The sequence below is a fragment of the Haladaptatus halobius genome, assembly GCF_020618475.1.
Taxonomy (GTDB): Archaea; Halobacteriota; Halobacteria; order Halobacteriales; family Haladaptataceae; genus Haladaptatus; species Haladaptatus halobius.
The window spans coordinates 344,040-362,979 of the sequence record NZ_CP085338.1; the positions used below are offsets into that span (position 1 = coordinate 344,040).

The 18,940-nt window shown below is 51.4% G+C and carries 12 protein-coding genes and 1 pseudogene; 3 read left to right on the top strand and 10 right to left on the bottom strand.

Features of this window, described 5'->3' with window-relative positions:
• Positions 1-835 precede the first annotated feature (835 nt).
• Positions 836-1,291 (bottom strand): annotated as a pseudogene (locus LIW51_RS29220) (zinc ribbon domain-containing protein); the annotation flags it as partial.
• 671 nt (positions 1,292-1,962) lie between these two features.
• Entirely contained in the window at positions 1,963-3,327 is a 1,365-nt protein-coding gene (locus LIW51_RS29225) for a PQQ-binding-like beta-propeller repeat protein (RefSeq protein WP_227379055.1), read from the bottom strand.
• A gap of 521 nt (positions 3,328-3,848) precedes the next feature.
• On the opposite strand from LIW51_RS29225, the gene LIW51_RS29230 reads away from it, so the two are divergent.
• A complete protein-coding gene (locus LIW51_RS29230; RefSeq protein WP_227379056.1) occupies positions 3,849-6,191 on the top strand; it encodes a hypothetical protein in 2,343 nt (780 codons plus the stop codon).
• A 1-nt stretch (position 6,192) separates the two neighbouring features.
• On the opposite strand, the gene LIW51_RS29235 is transcribed toward LIW51_RS29230, so the two are convergent.
• From LIW51_RS29235 to LIW51_RS29255, 5 genes are all read right to left on the bottom strand, one after another.
• A complete protein-coding gene (locus tag LIW51_RS29235) occupies positions 6,193-7,419 on the bottom strand; it encodes an RNA-guided endonuclease InsQ/TnpB family protein (RefSeq protein ID WP_227379057.1) in 1,227 nt (408 codons plus the stop codon).
• Positions 7,420-7,422: 3 nt separating this feature from the next.
• Positions 7,423-7,575 carry a DUF2080 family transposase-associated protein gene (locus LIW51_RS29240; protein ID WP_227379058.1) on the bottom strand — a complete coding sequence of 51 codons (153 nt, stop codon included), beginning with the start codon at positions 7,573-7,575 and terminating at the stop codon, positions 7,423-7,425.
• 1,582 nt (positions 7,576-9,157) lie between these two features.
• On the bottom strand, positions 9,158-9,418 hold the full coding sequence (locus LIW51_RS29245; RefSeq protein WP_227379059.1) for an acetyl-CoA carboxylase: 261 nt from the start codon (positions 9,416-9,418) through the stop codon (positions 9,158-9,160).
• Between the two features lie 84 nt (positions 9,419-9,502).
• Positions 9,503-10,483 carry a 5-oxoprolinase subunit C family protein gene (locus LIW51_RS29250; RefSeq protein ID WP_227379060.1) on the bottom strand — a complete coding sequence of 327 codons (981 nt, stop codon included), beginning with the start codon at positions 10,481-10,483 and terminating at the stop codon, positions 9,503-9,505.
• A complete protein-coding gene (locus LIW51_RS29255) occupies positions 10,480-11,385 on the bottom strand; it encodes a 5-oxoprolinase subunit B family protein (RefSeq protein ID WP_227379061.1) in 906 nt (301 codons plus the stop codon). Before LIW51_RS29255 ends, LIW51_RS29250 begins: the two co-directional genes overlap by 4 nt.
• Before the next feature lie 286 nt (positions 11,386-11,671).
• Between LIW51_RS29255 and LIW51_RS29260 the strand changes: the two genes are divergently transcribed.
• Complete coding sequence (locus tag LIW51_RS29260) at positions 11,672-13,027, top strand: acetyl-CoA carboxylase biotin carboxylase subunit (RefSeq protein WP_227379062.1); 1,356 nt, start codon at positions 11,672-11,674, stop codon at positions 13,025-13,027.
• A gap of 271 nt (positions 13,028-13,298) precedes the next feature.
• Here the strand turns inward: LIW51_RS29260 and LIW51_RS29265 are convergent, their stop codons facing one another.
• The gene (locus tag LIW51_RS29265; protein ID WP_227379063.1) at positions 13,299-14,060 is read right to left on the bottom strand and encodes a LamB/YcsF family protein; all 762 of its coding nucleotides are present in this window, start codon (positions 14,058-14,060) and stop codon (positions 13,299-13,301) included.
• A 191-nt stretch (positions 14,061-14,251) separates the two neighbouring features.
• On the opposite strand from LIW51_RS29265, the gene LIW51_RS29270 reads away from it, so the two are divergent.
• Positions 14,252-15,628 (top strand): aspartate aminotransferase family protein, encoded by a 1,377-nt coding sequence (locus LIW51_RS29270; protein WP_227379064.1) that lies wholly within the window; start codon positions 14,252-14,254, stop codon positions 15,626-15,628.
• Positions 15,629-15,897: 269 nt separating this feature from the next.
• Here the strand turns inward: LIW51_RS29270 and LIW51_RS29275 are convergent, their stop codons facing one another.
• Together LIW51_RS29275 and LIW51_RS29280 are read right to left on the bottom strand one after the other, a co-directional pair.
• Positions 15,898-17,412 (bottom strand): amidase, encoded by a 1,515-nt coding sequence (locus LIW51_RS29275; protein ID WP_227379065.1) that lies wholly within the window; start codon positions 17,410-17,412, stop codon positions 15,898-15,900.
• A 529-nt stretch (positions 17,413-17,941) separates the two neighbouring features.
• On the bottom strand, positions 17,942-18,457 hold the full coding sequence (locus LIW51_RS29280; RefSeq protein ID WP_227379066.1) for a hypothetical protein: 516 nt from the start codon (positions 18,455-18,457) through the stop codon (positions 17,942-17,944).
• Positions 18,458-18,940 lie beyond the last annotated feature (483 nt).

Here is an 18,940-nt window from a genome sequence, read left to right on the forward strand (position 1 = left end):
CTTACTACCAGATTTGACTGCGAGGGGAGTAAGGCTAACCCGTACAATGAAAGTAACCTAAAGACGGCGTTGTCTCCCCGCCTTGAAGGCCCATGTCAGGTTTTAGCGCCTGTATTCTACATAACCGATTCCTGACCGATTATTCGCTATCGTAGCTAACCATCTTACATCTTTTTTGATGGAGTTGACATAAACACGTAGGAGGTGGAGTTTGTCAGATGAGACACCAATAAATAGGTCACAAGAAAGTAGCTTAGATCATGAATTTGTCAGTGTATACGATCATACGCTCAAAATACGAACAATAGGATATCTCGCTTTAGTGTAATAAATTACGCAACGAAACCATTCGATTTTCAATCTTCTTTTGAGGATGTGAATAAACAAGCAAACTTCCGCTACTGTATTCGCTTATCAACGAGTCTTTCTCAATGAAAATACAGATAATATATAAATAAACACTAATAGTAATAATCTTTTTTAACCCCTACGTTGTAGTGATCAATCAGGTAGTGTGAGAGACTACCAAGGAGGATTTAGGGAACGTCTATGACATCAACTCAGCAAAGGAAGGGCAGTGGGACAAGTGTGCGCCCAGACAACAGACCCTATGCAGTCGTGGTTGCCTCAGATCGGGAGGGTGTAGATGTTGTCCTGCATGGGTTATCGGCTGACCAAGCAGAACAAATCACGACCCAAAAAAATCAGAATTTAGAGCGAGGCTTTTCAGCTCACGCCTTACCAGAAAATCAATTGAGCACCGCCAAGTGACATCCTCCCCGTCGTAAACGACGGGGCTTCCCACAACAGTGGGATTCCGGCAATGCCGTAGGTTTCAGTTCGAATACGCCGAGAGCGTCATCTGTCCGGTTCTCGAACTCGTCTCCCGGTGGACTGTGGCGGTGTCACTACCGCTCCCATCCTGTGGCGTGTCATCGCGTTCCGGTTTCCAAGGAACGCTCTCACCCCACGGGTCTACGCGTCCGGCGATATTCGTCGCTGCGTTAATATCTGCTTGGAACTCCGATACGTGGCAGTCGTCGTTCGTACATCGGAACTCAGCTTGCGAACCACGCCGTCCGATGTGGCCGCAGTCATGACACGTCTGGGACATGTATGCCGGATTCACGAACCGGACTGGTATTCCCACCTCGGTTGCTTTGTCCTCGATACGACCCTGTAGCCGTGCAAAGGCTCATGCGTGAAGACGCCGATTCATGTACTTGCTGTAGTCCAACCGCTCGCGGATAAACGACAAGTCTTCGAGGACAATAACGGGATTCTCTCGCTGTTTAAAGATAGAACCTTCGTTTGACAATACGTCATAATAGCAGAGGGTTCTGTTCTGTGGTCTCTTTTCCACAACACCGTTGAGACTTTGCTGATGAGTTCATCTTTCCGGTAGAGAAGAAGCTCCGGCCTTGATGGCGGAGAAAAGTATCCAAAGGTATTCATTTCCAAATACCGGATATGAAGATAAGAGGATGATTTAGTTTAATTTTTGCTTTAGGTAACTAAAGTACGATTAGCAATAAGAGTAGCATAGACCAACTGATAAATGCTAGCCAGCCTGAAACGACCAATCCCTGCCAAAAGCTACCTGACTCTTGGGGTGATCGATCTACTGAGTTTGGATTTTGGTTTGACCAACGATGAGCAAGAATGGTTTCGTACTCTCGTTCAATTTTCCAGTGGTCCATAGAAATAAATTGACGCCTTTAGTTTTAATTATTCCCCTAATTGTATTTCAGATGGTGCAGCAGGTTATAGATATGTTTATACTAATAAATATAAAACGTGTACTATTTTCTCACTGAAGCGATCGAGTTGGGTTAAACTGATTCTGATACACTTTTTAACGCATGGTAGCGTTGCACTGCCAATGCCGTCGGTCATGAACCCTAGATTCCCAACCATCCGAATCGACGGGAGTAACATTAGAACCTCGGGAAGCCCCGCCCTTTAGGGCGGGGAGGATGTCACTGTCGAAGTATCGTTTCCACCGTCTGTCGGCGGCCGATGATCGGAGTTCGGCCGTTCACCACATGATCCAAGGACGAAGAAGTTGGAGTAGGCGACATAGCGATACGTAAGGGTCGAGCCAGATGGGTATGTAGCTGTATAGATGTTTCCGTCGGATACAACAGGTGTGCCGGCTGCCGGTGGGTTTTCAGGGGACGTTTCGAGATCACTACTATCAAGTAGATACGCCCATGTTTGGTCACCTGTCTCTAGATCGAGCGCATAGATCACCGCTCGACCATTCCATTGGTTCGAAGCTGGCGTATAGCGACCACCGACGTATACTGTTTCGTCGGCAATGGCGGGACTGCTGAAGTATGATCCGTCCAGATTTGTCGTCCATAGTAGTGCGCCTGTCTCCGCATCCAGTGCCTTCACGATCGATTCGTCGTCGTTTGAATTGAGAAGGAGCACGTATCCGTCTGCGACTGCGAGTTGTCCATCCCATCTATTACTGCCGTTGGATTCATACGTCCAAACGACCGTCCCATCGTCTGCTGACCGCGCTGTCACGCTGACCCTGTCATCGTCCCCGACGACAAACTCGGTTCGAATATAGTACACCGTCCCGTCATTGACTGCGTGATTTCCAAGCGTTACTTGGTCATCAGCTACACGCCACTTTACTGATCCATTTGAAGCGTTTAATGCAGTTCCGTCTGCGAAAAAGATGGTTTCATCGCTGTAGCTTAATGCTGCGCCGACGCCGTCCACGAGACCTCCGACATTACTTTTTTTCCAGGCGGTGCCACCCGTCGTTTGGTCAAGTGCATATGCAGCGTTGCCGTTCGCTGTGTATACATGACCCTCCGTCACAATGGGGTTGGCCCACTCTCGGGTCTCGGTTCGGCTCCACTCTGTCTCGCCAGTTTCGGCGTTGAGCGCGTAGAAACCACCTACGTCGGCGTCAGGAGTCGACGGCACTCTCGTTGCAAAATAAAGCATTCCATTGTCGAACTCAGGCGTCCGCGGCGCAGGCAGATCCGTTCGTTTCCACTGCTGGTCTCCAGTCTCGACATCATATGCACCGATATAGCCCTGGCTTTTCGAAGGATCGTTGTCCGTCATGACGGCGAGATAAACTATTTCATTGGTTCCATTGACAGCAATGGGCTCAATGTTGTACATGCTACCATTGAGGTCCATTTTCCAATCGGTCGTTGGGAATGGTGTTAGGCCATCTTTGGGAATTGCACCTGTTCGCCCTTGATTTGCCCGAACAGTTGTCCAGCTATCAGATGATTCTCGTCCGTCGACTGTTTTGCGTGCAACGGCAGTAGTTCCTTCGTAGCCCATGCCGCCCATCGCGATACCCACCGTTTTCAGGAACGTTCGTCGGCTATTTCGACCACTCCGCCTCCGTTGTTTCCAACTCATGTGGTAATAGTTAAAACAAGACTATCTCACTTTGTTATGGGCTGCTTGAATAGTAAAAACATGAACTGTAGATGTTATCTTCGGTTATCAACGTACATAATCAATGGAAATGACGAATGAAAACCCGAATCAACGTAGAATAGAGTTCCGCAATAAAATAACAGAAGCCAGTCTTATTCTCAAGCTAAATGTTCAGTCTATCCAAATTAATTTTCTTTTTCAACTCTAATATCTAGCGTAGGGTCCGTAGAACAATCTTCCTTTCTTCATATGATTGTACCATGGATTGGAGTAAAACTACCGACGATAAAATTGATGCAATCAGTTCGACTGATCAGAGTCGCCCCGTGAAAAATTTCGATGACGAAAAACCCCAGGTGTCCAAAGACGCCAGTTGCTACTCAAGCAGCCAAACTATCGCTACAAATTCATTGAAGGAGGTGATGTGAATGCCGACGTACGATATCGTTGAGCAAGGCGCAAACAACTCCGGAAACGCGGCAATTGACCCCGTTCTCAACAACCTTGTCGGCAGCAATACGACCATCATCTTTCCGCCAGGCACCTACCTGCTTAACGAACTCATAGTTCAGTCCGGCACTGATAACCTTAAACTCATCGCGCCAGACGGCGCGCGTCTCGTTCCGGGTCAGTCAGGCGATAACGTGCGGTGGCTAGATGTCTACTCGAGTGGGTTCGTACTTGATGGATTCGAACTCGATATGCGAAATATACTGGTTCCACCTTTCGTGCGAATGAACTCTAGTGCTGGTAATTGGGAACTCAGGCGACTCATTACTCGTGGGAAAGTTCCGGCAGCTACAGACACTAACGTTGGATCGAATAGTTCGAGCGATGCACGGACGTACTTCCGCCTGTCAGCAGCTGCGGGAACACGCGGTCTCTTACAAGATTGTTACTTCCACGCGGGATCGTGCGCGCCGACTGAAGCAAGTAATCGCCGGGCAATCCTGATCGAATCATCGAAAGGTGCACTCACGTTGAACCGCTGTTGGTTCCAGCATTGGGGCGAGAACACGATTTATGCGAAGAAACCAGAAGGTAGTCTCAAAATTCTAAACTCTTTCTTCAGGAATTCGCAAAATGGTCTACGGCTTGGCGGTAACACAGAGGTTCGTAACTGTGTCTCAATTAAAAATAACGAGCATCCACGGTCGGCGTGGTCGAATGGGGCCATCCAACGTGGCGTTAACGCGGAGGCCATCGATCCAGCGAATTCGTCGGCAGGCATCAATAGCTATGACGGAACGCTAACCATCGCCGATTGCGACTTCTACCACCGCTATTTAGCCAGCAGTTGTGGCGGGGCGATTACGGCACCTGTTACATGCCAGCGCATCGATATCCAGCGCGTCCGAATCAGCTATGAGTCCACAAAGAATCACGATGCAATCTACACGTATGAGGGGAGGATGGAAGACGGTACGCTCGCGAACCTTGAATATCTCCAACTTGAGGACGTCCACGTCCGTAATGATCACAGCTCAGAATACGCTATCTACATCGGACAGGTACCAGACACGTGGGGGACAGTGTCTGGCGTCTTAGGCGGAAGCGGTCCCCAAACTAACTCCTCCGTCATTAGTGAGCGAATGACTGTTAACGGCAATCCACAGTCACCAAACCGAACCCCGCCACTCCGGAGTCCGCCACCACTTGGGGAGGTGCCGATGCAGTCGGCACAGCTCGTTCGAATTGATAACACCGGTAATGAAACACCGACATCCTACCAAATTACAGCTGGCGAGGATGTTCTTCCGGCGGGGAACGACGGTGCAACGATACCAACGTCTTGGGGGCCAGACGGAGGGCCACAGCGGCCGCCGAATTCAACAGAAGCCACTGGAACAGTTCCGGCAGGGAAAACGTATGCATTCTACGTCACTGGCGGTATCGTCGCCACTGAGGCCGACGGGCCAGCGACCTGGATTATCGATGGGGCAATCTATGATCCGAACGCTGCAAATGGTTTCACCACGAGCACCATTTCTGGCGAGCAGCCGACTCGTGATCTCTGGCATCATATTGAGACTGGTGTCCAACAGCCTCGTGTCATCTGTGCAAAGCCCCTCTCGTTCAACGGGAGTCATCCTGCTCACACTCGCCTACGGAACGTTACCGAGAGTGGTTTTGAGTATAAACTCGAAGAATGGTCGTATCTCGATGGACGACATGGAAGAGAAATGTTCCACATGCTTGCCGTGGAACCAACTGAACATGAGTTCCAACTGAGCGATGGGACATGGTATCGGATGAAAGCTGGAACTGCGTCTGTTTCCACCACTTTCACTACTGTCTCGCTGGCAGACTTTTTCGGCACAGCGACACCGGTAGTCCTGGCGCAGGCCCAAACGTTAAACGGTCCGGATCCAATCGTTACACGACTAACGGATGTCTCAAGTAGTTCGTTCAGGGTACGTGTCCAAGAAGAAGAACAGAACGCCACTACTTCGCATACTAGTGAGACAGTCGGCTATATCGCGCTCCAGCAAGGGACGGGGCAACTCAACGGCAGACCATTTGAGGTAGCACGAACCGGAACAACGGTCACCGATCAATGGTCTCGGATCTCCTTCCAGCAACAGTATGATGCGCCCCAGTTTATTGCCAATCTGCAAACGTTCATCGGCCCTGATACGGCAAATCTGCGCTACCGAAATCTCACTGGAACTGGCGTTGAGGTCAAGGTCGAAGAAGAGCAAAGTGCCGACACTGAAACGGCTCATGCCGCGGAATCGATCGGATATGTTGTCTTTGACGGTTCTGTGTGAACTACCCCACCCTGCTCGGCCTGACGGCCTCGCTGCAGACGGGGCTTCCTGTTTCCACGACGCGCTTTGCAGACACAACCGTGTCCGTAGGGAGCGCAGTCTCCGCAGGCATTGAATCGGGGTGAACCACCCCTACTTGATCAAGTCCGCGAGCAAGGATGTTGTAGGCGGCGTTGAGGTCGTGGTTCACCTCGAATTCGCATGAGGGACACGAGTGCTCGCGCACCCACAATGGTTTCTCGGTTTCGACGCCGCACGAAGAACACTCCTTCGTCGTCCCGCGTGGATCGACGGCAACGAAGTGCGTTCCTTCGCGTTCGCACTTGTATTCGAGCATCTGAAGGAACGTCCCCCACGCGGCTCCCGCCCGGTTGCGGCTGTTCGACGGGAGTTCCATCAGGCCCTTGGCGTCGAGGTCTTCGACCGCTACGAGGTCGTACTCCCGAGCGTAGTACGCTGAGAGCTTGTGAAGAAAGTCGCGGCGTTTTCGCTTCAGGTCGGCGTGGCGGCGGGCGACGACCCGTTGTTGCTTGCGGTAGTTCGCCGAACCGTGCTCCTTCCGAGATAGATTCCTTTGTGCGCGTTCCAACCGATCGCGTTCCTCGGAAAGGTCGGGACCTTCGACGGCGGTTCCGTCGCTGTCGTGGGCATACATCAGAATCCCCACGTCGATCCCGACGCACTTCTTGGGCTTCTCGGGCTTTGGTGGCGCGTCGTTCTCGGTTTCGAGTCCGAGGACGGCGAACCACTCGCCCGTGGGTTCCTGCTTCACGACGACCTCTTTGATCGTCGCGTCGTCGGGAACCTCGCGGTGGTAGATCATCGGAATATCGCCGATCTTGGAAAGAGAGAGTACAGGTCGACCGCTCGTGTTGTTGAGCTTGAAGCCGGTTTGACTGTACTTGATCGAGCGATACTCCTGTGGGGCTTTCCACCGAAGTTCGCCGACTCGGTAGCCGTTGTCCTTCCGTCCCTTCAGCGTCGAGAGGTTGTCGTATAACCGCTGAACGACTTTCTGAAGGACCTTCGAGTGAACGTCCTTCAGATCGGTCCACTCGCGTTTGAGGTCCGGGAGAAGCTTCTGCTCGGAGTAGGCGGAGGTTCCGTCTACTCGGTTGAGTCGGTGAAGGAAGTGATTGTAGACCTGCCGGCAGGTATCGACGGTCCACGCTAACCGCTCGTGGAGTTCGTCGGTCGGTTTGAGCCGATACCTGTAGTTATAGCGCATGGCCTACTCGCCTGAATCGGCGTCGGGTTCGGAAACTCGAACGACCTTCACGTCCGCTCCGATCCACCGTTTCGGGACGAGGACGTGCGCGCCGTTGCCGACCGCGCGAACGTCTCGGTCGAGAACTTCGTAGCCCTCGATTTCGTGCCGATCCATTAACTGCGTATATACGCAGTTGTGACTTAAATCCGCCGATAGCGTGGGCCTGCGGGCCTGCTACCGCGCATAGTTAATAGACGATGACGGCACTATCTCCCCTCCCTACTCGCTCCCTTCGGTCGCTCGTTGAGGAAGGGGCCTTAGTGCCTCAATTCAGCATTCGGTAGGGTGGCGCCTCCTTCCTCACCGAACGAAGTGAGTCGGGAGGAGAGGAAACCCGTTCGAGAAGGCTTAATACACCCGAAACCGTATGATAATCTACTGCTGCCTTGGCACAAGCCCAAGACAGTAGGTGCCATGAGTAAACTGGCACCTGTGGTGCGGGAGTACCGCACCCTATACTCGGGAACGACGACCGCGAACGGGTTCAATTCCCTACCCATCTTGGGTTTGAGCGTGAGAACACCGGGAATTAAATCGGCGGGACAATCCCGGCCTTCGGTCGGAGTGGGAAGCATCAAACAATGCACCCACGCTGAAGGCAAGGACGGTAAGAGAAAGCCGGGCCGCGTCCATGCATGGGGTCGCGGGGCACACTGTCGTTGCGGTAAAGCCCCGCCCTCAAGGAGTGACCGACCGCCGCAAGGCGCGAGGAAGCGAGTAGGGCGGGGTAGTTTACGTAAACACCTCGCCTGTATTCACCATGATAGAGGAAAGGTGAATCTGTCTACAATTTCATTGGAAATCAGGTGAAGATTCACCCCATAATATTTCCTACCTTGAAAGAAAGTGGGTCGAATCTACCGTTCAAAATTACAGAACTGAAGCTAGCATACATATCCCTGAGAGTATGATATATGCATTTCTCTGTTTAATAGCTTCTTTTTCTGCGAAGCAAAACTCCTTACTTTCGAATTAGCTTCACTAATTATTCGATATTCGGCTAGATTTTGTCGGCTTAGCGAAGATAGCGGATGAATACACTTAATATATGGACGGTAGGAGAGTGAATTCTTATTACGTTGGCTGCTAAAGGACAAGTGGTATGCCATTCTCCGTCGCCGTGCGGCGGTGGTTAGCTGACGATGGTGCCATTATTTATGAGTGTCGTCATTGTGGGACCACAGTTGAATCCACTGAGCACCAGTGTCCCACTTGTGAGTCAACTGAAATTGTGACGTTCGACATCTCGTGACTCTTCCCCGCCCTCAAGGGCGAGGCTTTCTCCTCGATTCTACGTAAGTGACATCCTCCCGCGCCTCAAGACGCGGGCCTCCCACAAGCCGGTCTTGCTGAGTTGGGATGTTTACGGTTCGCACCCCGACGGGGTGCTGGCGATGGCACGTAGCCGGTACTCCTATCGTATCCGGGAAACGGACGGGACTCGGAGGTACGTGGTTGTTTTATGTCGGTTCGCCGTCCGAGGGCTTACTTGTTTGATGAGGCAAACGCCCAGTCAACTGCCAGTTTTCGGACTGTCAGAATTCGATGGGGTACCATCGAATCGACACTGAGGGATACGCACGGAGAGCACCTAAGGCTGTACCGTACAGTGAAAGTAACCAAAGACGGCGATTCATCCACGCCCTCAAGGGCGTGGTATTCTCGCCTGCAATTCTATAACCAAACCTGAATTAGGTTATGGCGAGGAGGATGTCGCTTCGATCTCGACGAGATCCTGCCCTGCCTCAACTTCGACTTCATTTTCAACGAAGAATTCGGTTATCTCACCCGGTTGCTCAGCCTTTATTTCGTGAAAGTTTTTCATCACACCGACGAGGCCGACGACGTCTCCAACGTCGACAGTATCTCCTACTTCTGCGAATATGTCTTCATCTGGATTGGGACGACGATAGAAGACGCCGGGCATCGGGGATTGAAGTGTTGTTGTTTCAGTCATGGTGTATTCTATTGTGGATCTTCAGTATCGATACTCTGGAATCGCTTGTATATGCTTCGTCCACTCGGCTGGTGTGAACGAATTTTATGAGTTATTCTCCTTCGTAACAGAGGAGCGTATCGCCTCAAGGCGGTCAGTGAGATCGTTTCGAGCGGAGAGTGCTTCGTCGATCGTAACTCCTTCGAACGAGAATGACTGATGCGTTCGATGCTGTGCAAGGCGATTTCGGTCGGGACTGATCACGGTTCCAATCGTCGCATAGCCGCCGCCGGTCACTGCGTCTCGCATGAGAACGATCGGCTGTTCTGGAACTTGAATCGACCCAACAGGATATCCGAGATCGACGACGTTCGAGGGATCAGTCCCTGCACCGAAGGGCTGTTCCCGCTCGATGAACTCAAGGTCAATTCCGTCGAGGCGGTATCCGACACGGTCAGCCTCTGGCGTCACGGTCCACTCCGTCTCTAAGAACTCTGCTTTGCTCTCATTGGTGAGGCGGTAGTCGCATAAGCCCATTACCACACGAATTGGATCCATTTCGCTGTATGTCGGGCGGTGTTCGTCTGGTACTTGGGTGCCAATACTGGCCGAATTACCCCTCGTATCTCCGATTGAGAGTGTATCTCCTTCTTGGAGTTGTCTCCCGTTGTAGCCACCGATTCCGATGAGGGTGTAGGTTGATCGACTGTCCATCATGAGCGAAACATCGATCCCTCCGGCGACAGCGAGATAGCTTCGAGCCCCCTCTGTCGCAAAATTGAACGAGAGAACATCCCCAGCGTCGATCTGGTTTGTTTCCCAATTGGAAATCGATTCGTCGTTAATGGTTGCCTCCATATCAGCGCCAGCAATCGCAACGACGGCGTCCTCCTCGAATTTGAGGTCCGGCCCCTGATACGTGATTTCTAACGTAGCGCTGTTTTCATCATTGCCGACGAGATAGTTCGCGACTTTATGAGAGAACTGATCCATCGCTCCCGATGGTGGCATTCCGATGTGATAGTGCCCATATCGTCCAAGGTCTTGGACTGTCGTCGAAATTCCTGGTTCTAACACTTCAATCATCCGTATAGCACCTCTATGAGTTCCGCATTGTATGCCTCTGGATCTTCGAAAAATGCCTCCGGCGAGAACGTTATCTCTTCATACCGATACTGGAACGTCCCATCCTCAATTTCTGCACGAATGTCATCGTATTCACCACGGTCAATCTTTCTGAATTTCATGATATCGCCAGGCTGTGGGAAGACCATCGAATCAGCAAAGTCGGAGAGATTCTGCTCTACATCAAGTACTTCAACTGGCGTCCGGCCGAATAGTTGATAGCCTCCTGCCCCTTGAACTGGATAAATCGCCGTGAATGCTCCCCCATAGCCGACGGCGCGACTGGGTGTGTCGGTTCTTGGTTGGACGTATTTCGGTACTTCAATCTGCTCGTCCCGCGGAACCATCTGAAACGTCCACGGAAGTCCAGGCACAAAGCCGATCATGGTCACCATATGCGGTGCACCAGCGTGAGCGTCGATGAATGCCTCGGCGCTCTCGAACCCGTTAATTCGCGCTGAATACTCCAAATCCGTCGCATCTGGGTCTTGATGGTTCTCTCGGAAGCGCATCAGCGTTTCATGTGTCCATGGATCATCGTAGAGGATGGGAAAATCGATAATACGCGTATCCCACTCATACTCAGAGATGTGAATCTCTCGGTCGAGTTCCTTCAACTCGGCAATGAGGGTATCTGGCTCAATCTCTTCCGGACTGAAGTGAATTAGATACGATGCATTCGCCGGGCAGACTTCGACCAAGCCCGGCAGATCCGATTCCTGAATCTGTTGGGTGATTGCCATCGCCTTAAAATTGGCGTCGAAACTCATCTCCTGGTCGAGTTCGACGAAGACGTAGTCATCGCCACCATATTCGTATCGCGCTGATGGCAACTCCGTTCGCTGAATCTGTTTTTCTGGCATGCTATGGAAGAACACACCCTGTATGCAAACGTATACTTATCGCCGATTGCTCTTCGGTTGTGATCGTATTGATTGACATACTCCCCGCCCTGAAGGGCGAGGCTTTGCGCCTGCGATCTCCGTAATCGACCTCCTACGAGTCTGATGAGTAGGCGATTTCACGATTGGAACCAACGACCGTCATGGACAGCTGTTTACGGCGAGATTCTCTCGCGTTTAAAGATAGCAGACGTCGGTAGGTTGAACTTCGGTATTATATGCCAGGCTCTCGATTCACCTAGGGACGATGTTTGATCGAGTATTGATCGCTAATCGGGGTGAAATCGCCGTCCGCATTATACAGGCCTGCCGTGAACTTGGCGTTGAATCAGTGGCAGTCTATAGCGATGCCGACGAGAATGCACGTCACGTACGACTCGCCGATAATGCGTATCATATTGGGCCGTCAGTTGCTCGTGAGAGCTATTTGAATCCGGAATCCCTGCTCGATGCTGCACGCAATGCAAATGTCGATGCGATTCATCCAGGATATGGATTTCTCGCTGAGAGCACGTCATTCGCAACTGCGGTCGAAGACAGTGATTTCGTTTGGATTGGCCCTCCAAGCGACGTCATGGAGCGGTTTGGCGAGAAAACGAAAGCGCGGGCAATTATGCAACAGGCCGATGTCCCGATTGTTCCTGGCACCACAGAACCAGTCTCCGACGTCGAAGAGATACAACGATTTGCCGACGAACACGGGTATCCGATTGCGATCAAAGCAGACGGTGGCGGTGGCGGTCGTGGACTCAAGGTCGTTCATGAAGAACAAAATATTGAGGAACAGTTCACGAGTGCTCAACGGGAAGGAGACGCGTATTTTGACAACTCAAACGTGTATGTCGAGCGCTTTCTAGAACAGCCGCGCCACATCGAAGTCCAAATTCTATGTGATAAACACGGGAACGTCCTGGATCTCGGGGAACGCGACTGTAGTATTCAACGGCGACAACAGAAGCTCATCGAAGAGACACCAAGTCCAGCACTGACTGAGGAAGAGCGAGAGCAGATTCGACGTGCTGCCCGTCGCGGTGCCGACGAGGCAGGGTACGTCAATGCTGGGACGGTAGAGTTCCTCTATGAGGATGGAGAGTTCTATTTCCTGGAGGTGAATGCCCGAATCCAAGTCGAGCACCCCATCTCCGAGATCGTCACTGGACTCGATCTCGTCCAATGGCAACTCAAAATCGCTGCAGGAGAGACACTATCGTTTGACCAAGAAGAGCTTCAAACACACGGCACCGCGATGGAATTCCGAATCAATGCAGAAGACCCACACGAGGAGTTCGCTCCGATGCCAGGAACGGTCGAGCGTTACCATCCGCCTCGTGGAATCGGAACTCGTGTTGACGACGGAATTGACCAAGGAGACACCATTAGCCCGCATTACGATTCCCTCATCGCCAAATTCATCGTCTCCGGGGAAGATCGAACACAACTTCTCCGACGGGGAAAGCGAGTGCTTCAAGAAGCGGAAATCAGGGGGATTCCCTCAACTATCCCATTCCATTTGGCGATGCTCAACGACGATGCTTTCAACGATGGTGAATATTCGACGAAGTACGTCGACGAGGTGTTCAGCATGCCCTCAGAAGATGAGTAGTGAACTACCCCGCCCTGCTCGGCCTGATGGCCTCGATGAGGACGGAGCTTGCTGTTTCGACAACGCACGTTGCAGACACAACGATATCCGTAAGGAGCGCAGTCTTCACAGGCGTTGATTCGGAGCGTCCCACTCCGAACTTCTCAGGTAAAGCGGCCAAAGGGGATTCGATGGCGAGTGGACTACCCCACCCTACTCGCTCACCGCTGACGCAGCTTGCTCCGTGAGGAAGTGGACTTAGCGCCTGAAAACAGTTATATCCCAACTGCTCCTACGCGATTTCGGTCAGTGATACGAGTTGGATATCGTGTTCATTAACCTGCTCATGAATCGTTTCGAGGAGTTCGACGGCGTTTGGGCCATCGCCATGAATACAGATACTCTGGGCAGGAACATCGATCATTTCCCCGTTTTCGGCTTCGACTTCACCATCGAGTGCGATATCAAGGAACCGTTGGGCGATACGATCTGGGTCTTTCGGTTCCATTTGCTGCTCGACAATCAGACTTCGATCTGGCCGATAGGTTAGATCGACGTATCCCTCGAAGACTGAGCGAAGCTCATCATACTCCTGTGCAACCTCGTAGATATTCATATCTGTCGCGAGATAGATGAGATCCTCGTTCACATCAAGAATTCCTTCCATCACCGCGCGAGCGTGATCGTCGCTCTCAGAGAGCATCGAGTACATTGCACCATGCGGTTTGACGTGTTGCACTGTTGTCCCGTGTTGCTCGGCAAAGGCTTGAAGCGCCCCTAACTGATAGATGACGTAATCCTGAATCTCATCAGGACTCGCATCCATCGTTCGCCGTCCAAACCCCATTTTATCCGGAAGACCTGGGTGAATACCGATGCCAACATTCTGTTCGACAGCGAGGGCAACGGTGTCGTTCATTACATGCGGATCTCCTGCGTGGTACCCCCCTGCGATGTTGGCCGAGGTGATGTATGGCATTACTTCATCATCCCGCCCCATTTTCCAGTTTCCAAAGCTTTCTCCCATATCACAGTTGATGTCGATTGTTACCATGGTGGATACGTAGGTGGAGAAAGAGAAATAGCTTCGGTCGTCCGGTGGTGTTGGCCGGTTCGTTAGTAGTCAATACTAACGTTTCTCATGCTCAAATTCGATTGAGATCAAGACTAATTCTACGCGCTGAAGCCTTGAGAAGTGATAATATGGCAAGTAACGTATTTCCCCCTGGTTTCCGTAGTATGCGTATGAGCCCCACACCGCCGATACAGGATCTCCATTTCACTGATGCACCTGCTGTTGATCGTGTCCCCGGGCCTCGCTCGCAAAAACTGCTGCAGAAGCAGACAGAAATCGATAGTCGTGCTGTCGCCTATCCAAAAAGCGTCCCGATAGCCATTGAGGAAGCAAAAGGAGCAACGATCCGGGATGTCGATGGGAATCTGTTTCTCGATTTCTTTGCCGGTATCGGCGTCCTGAACGTCGGCCACTCAAATCCATACGTCCTCGATGCAGTTCAGGAACAGACCAAAAAACTCGTTCACACAATCGACTTCCCAACCGAAGCACGACTTGACCTCATTGAAAAACTAAACGAAATTGCACCCGGTGACCTTCCAGACAACAACCGAGTTGTCTTTGGTGGGCCGACTGGGAGTGATGCAATCGAAGCCACGCTCAAAATCGCGAAGTACAACATCGCGAAGTACAACACAGGAAACACGGGACTCATCGAATTCCGGGGTGCGTACCATGGTGCGACGTCTGGCGCACTGAGCATTGGCGGCGGACGAAAGTACAAGGAAGCGTATGAACCATTGCTTCCCAATGTGTATCATGTTCCGTATCCCTATCCATTCCGCCAGGGACTTTCTGACGAAGAGACATGTGAACGTGCGCTTGCTAATGTTCATGAACTAATCGAAGATCCGTATAGTGGTATCGCTGATCCAGCTGGTGTGTGGGTCGAGCCAATTCAGGGAGAGGGAGGTGTTGTCACACCACCGGATGGATTCCTCCGCGGATTGAAGAAAATCACGACAGAAAACGAGATTCCGCTCATCGTCGACGAAATCCAAACAGGATTCGGTCGAACCGGCCAGTGGTTTGCGACCGAATGGGAGGACGTGACGCCGGATATCATGCCGATGGCGAAGGCGATCGGTGGCATCGGACTTCCATTATCTGCGACTATGTACCGGGAAGAATTGGATACATGGGAAGCCGGTGGACATGTCGGAACTTATCGTGGTAACGTCCCAGCGATGCGTGCAGGCATTCGAGCGATCGAGTACATTCAAGAGCACGACTTGCTCGCTCACGCCCGCGACGTGGGGTCATACATACAACGTCGATTCCAGGACGTTGCTGATGAGACGCCACGTATTGGCGATATTCGAGGAAAGGGGCTGTTCATCGGCGCCGAGTTCGTTGACGAAAATGGACAGCCAAACAAACCTCTTGTGAAAGCGATTCAGCAATACTGCTACGAACGAGGAGTCTTGGTCTGGACTGCTGGTCGAAACGGAAATGTCCTCCGAATCATACCACCGCTTGTTATCACGGAGGAACAGGCTGAGACAGGAATGGATGTCGTTATCGACGCTATCAAAACCCATGCTTGACGGGCTACATGGTTGAGTGTCCATCCAGTAGGAGTGGGACACTCCGAACCCCCCGTCAAGGGAAATCGCCTGCGGAGTCTGAAACCGCTGTGGGACAGGTTCCTGCACGGTCCAACAACAGAAACAGGAAGCTCCGTCCGCAACAAGTGAGGGCCGGGTAGGCCCGAACGCGGTAGAGCGGAGTAGTTCACAGGGCAAACAAACTTATATTCATCTCTCAGAAAATCTACCACCGATAAAGGGATTCGACAACGCCCGATAAGTGGGCGTTATTTCTCCGATGAAAGCGTTGGCGTCGTCTCTGGAACAAAACGGGGATCCGCTTCTTGTTCATACGCATAGGCCAGTTTCAAGAGAGTCGCTTCGTCGTATGGTTTTCCGATAAGTTCAACACCAACGGGAAGTCCTTCATCGGTCAAACCGGCAGGTACCGACATTGCACAACATCCGGCCTGTGAGGCAATGACCGTATTCGTTGGGAACGTAAGCGTATTCAGTGCGCCAGATCGTACTTCGTCCGCTTTCGGTGGGACGACCTGCACATTCGGACAGAGGAGTACGTCAAGTTGCTGCTCAGCGAACTTGTTGAGCAGAATCCGTTGAAAGGTATCCTGTAACACAATTTTGTGCCAGTAATCCGGATCATCTTCCGGGTTTGCAGGCCCTTCAGCGATTCCTTCGAGGAGGTCGAGAACCTCGTGGTATTGCTCCTCTTCGTATATCTTTTCGATCGATTCGGCGGGAGTATCCGGCCGACTAGCGAGGAATTCATTGATATCTCGCTTCGATTGGACGAGATAGAGGGACGTCTCTTCGATGTATTGATCGACGTCAGAGACCTGCACTGGGTCGACAATCTCAGCACCAGCGTCGTCCATCAAGCCGATTACTTCCTCAACGAGGCGATTGACCGGAGCAGCCTCTGGATCACTATCGTCGCCGAACGCATCGCGAAGAATACCAATTCGGGCATCTTCGAGCCCGTCTTCTGAGAGTTGATCAGTATACGACCCATCAACGTGTGTCAATTCGTTTGTGACGGTGTATGGGTCGGTCGAGTCGTATCCCACGACAACGTCTAACAGGATCGCAGCATCTTCCACCGTTCTGGTCATCGGTCCAGGAGTGTCCTGCGAGATGACCAGCGGTGACATTCCCGTTCTGCTAATTAGTCCTGGCGTCACACGGAGCCCAAAGAGATTCGTGAAAGACGACGGGAGCCGGATCGATCCACCGGTATCTTCTCCGATACCGACTGTAGCGAGGTTAGCTGCCACTGCAGCACCGGTTCCACTGCTCGATCCTCCTGGATCGCGATCCAACGCGTATGGATTCTTTGTTCGCCCGAGAACGGACGAAAACGCGAACCATGAGGTGGCCCAATCGGGAAGATTTGTTTTTGCGAGGATGATTGCACCCGCATCTTCGAGTCTCTCGATAAGCGTCGCGTTTTGCTCAGGAACGTAGTCTTTGAAGGTGATGGAACCAAATGTCGTGGTAATGCCTTTCGTTTCGATTTGGTCCTTCACAACTACTGGAATCCCGTGCAGTGGGCCAACGAAATCACCGGTCTCTTGAAACTCTTGATCGAGTTCAGCAGCTCGATCTCCTGCATCAGAATTCACCGTAATGATTGACCGTATCTCTGGGCCACTCTGATCATATGCTGCAATGCGTTCACGATATCTGCCAACAAGTTCTTGACTCGTGAGATCTCCTTCGTTGTACGCTCGATGAATTTCACCAATTTTCGCTTCTATGACGTCGAATGACGATGCTGCCATTAATTTCCCCCCAAGTAACTCCTTCTTCCACAGTGGCGATAAAGATACCGCGAGTTTTACGGAATTTGCCCCTTATTCGGCAAATACAAAATGACGTATTTCAACTAACCTTGACGCTCTTGATTAATCATTTCTCTTGCCAATCTTCAATGTCTGCAGCCCGATGTGCGTTCATACCGTGAAGTGATACATGGATCGTATTCGTCTTAAAACGCGAAGATTAACACTTTAGTATAAAATTCCACCAGAGGATTACATGAATTTATACACTTCTCCAGCAAGAATAGATACTCTTTCACCCGGACGATGCTTCAGGAAGGATTTGTGGAGATTCTCGACTGTCATCACCGTTGTATCGCGTTTAGCGGCGCGATGCAGCACCATTCATGATCCCGACGATATCTGCGCATCTAAGTTTGTATGGGCGGACACTAAGCGACTCATAATCGTTCTTGCCTCCATTGGGTCGCCGAACTTCTGACGTAAGGAATCCTCGCGCTTTAGCACGAGGAGATGTCACTAGAGTGGATTATTGCTCCTGCTGTGGAATAGTGAACTCTCGATCACTCCCCGAAATCCCTTTGAATCCGATTTGTTCTGGAATTCTAACGGTAGCGTGGTACGTGTATGTATTTCCGGGTTGAAGCCGCCATTCCTCACTTTCTCGCGTGACGCCCTCCTTTCCGTATTCGAATGTCAGCGTAAACGTCGGCCCATGTTGATCTGTCTGCCCTGCCTTTGTTGGCCTTTTTCTTGGATTCCAGAGTTTAATTTCTTCACCATAACTTCCGCTCATCGTGCCCTTCTTCTTATAAAGAATACCGGCCCAAACGTAGTCTTTGTCCAGAAAGTCCGTTAGTGTTCCACAGATTGCCACCTCGGTAGGGTCTGTCCACGCGTTTCCTGTTCGGAGGATGTCTTCATCGAGTCTGGGTGTCTCAGTGGCTTGTGCACTTCCGATGGCGCTTGCCGTTACAAGACCAACGGCACTTCTCTGAAGAAACTTTCGACGTGTACTCTGCGTTGCATTTGAGTCGCCTCTCATCATGCTGGCCACTCACGCTTGGGTCATTGTTATTCGGCCGTTTCTATGTCATATCCCATGAAGTTCAAACTGTTTTCATCATATTACGATCGTCGAGATTATCCCGCCTGAATACCATTTTCGGTTATCGATTAGTTTGTAGACTAGCGAACGCATCGGTCGCCGAAATCGCTCAGGGGGTGAACGAAGGCACGGCCCGTACGATTTGAGTGGGACGACCACAACTGGTCAGGGAACTGCACCCTCACGACGGTTCCAAAAAATGCGCAGAAACCTGCAAGATGCCTCCGTAGTTCGGTAGCCCTCATGTTGAGGGTATGAGCCGAACCCCAACGTGAGGAATCCTCGTCAGTCATATGTCTCTGTCTGTGAGCCAGATAGGCTGACTGCTCTGACCATTATAACTAGAAAGATCATTAGTTTATTGCAAAATACCGTTGAATCGGCGACTACACTCTCTTCTGTTTATAACTCCTGCAACGT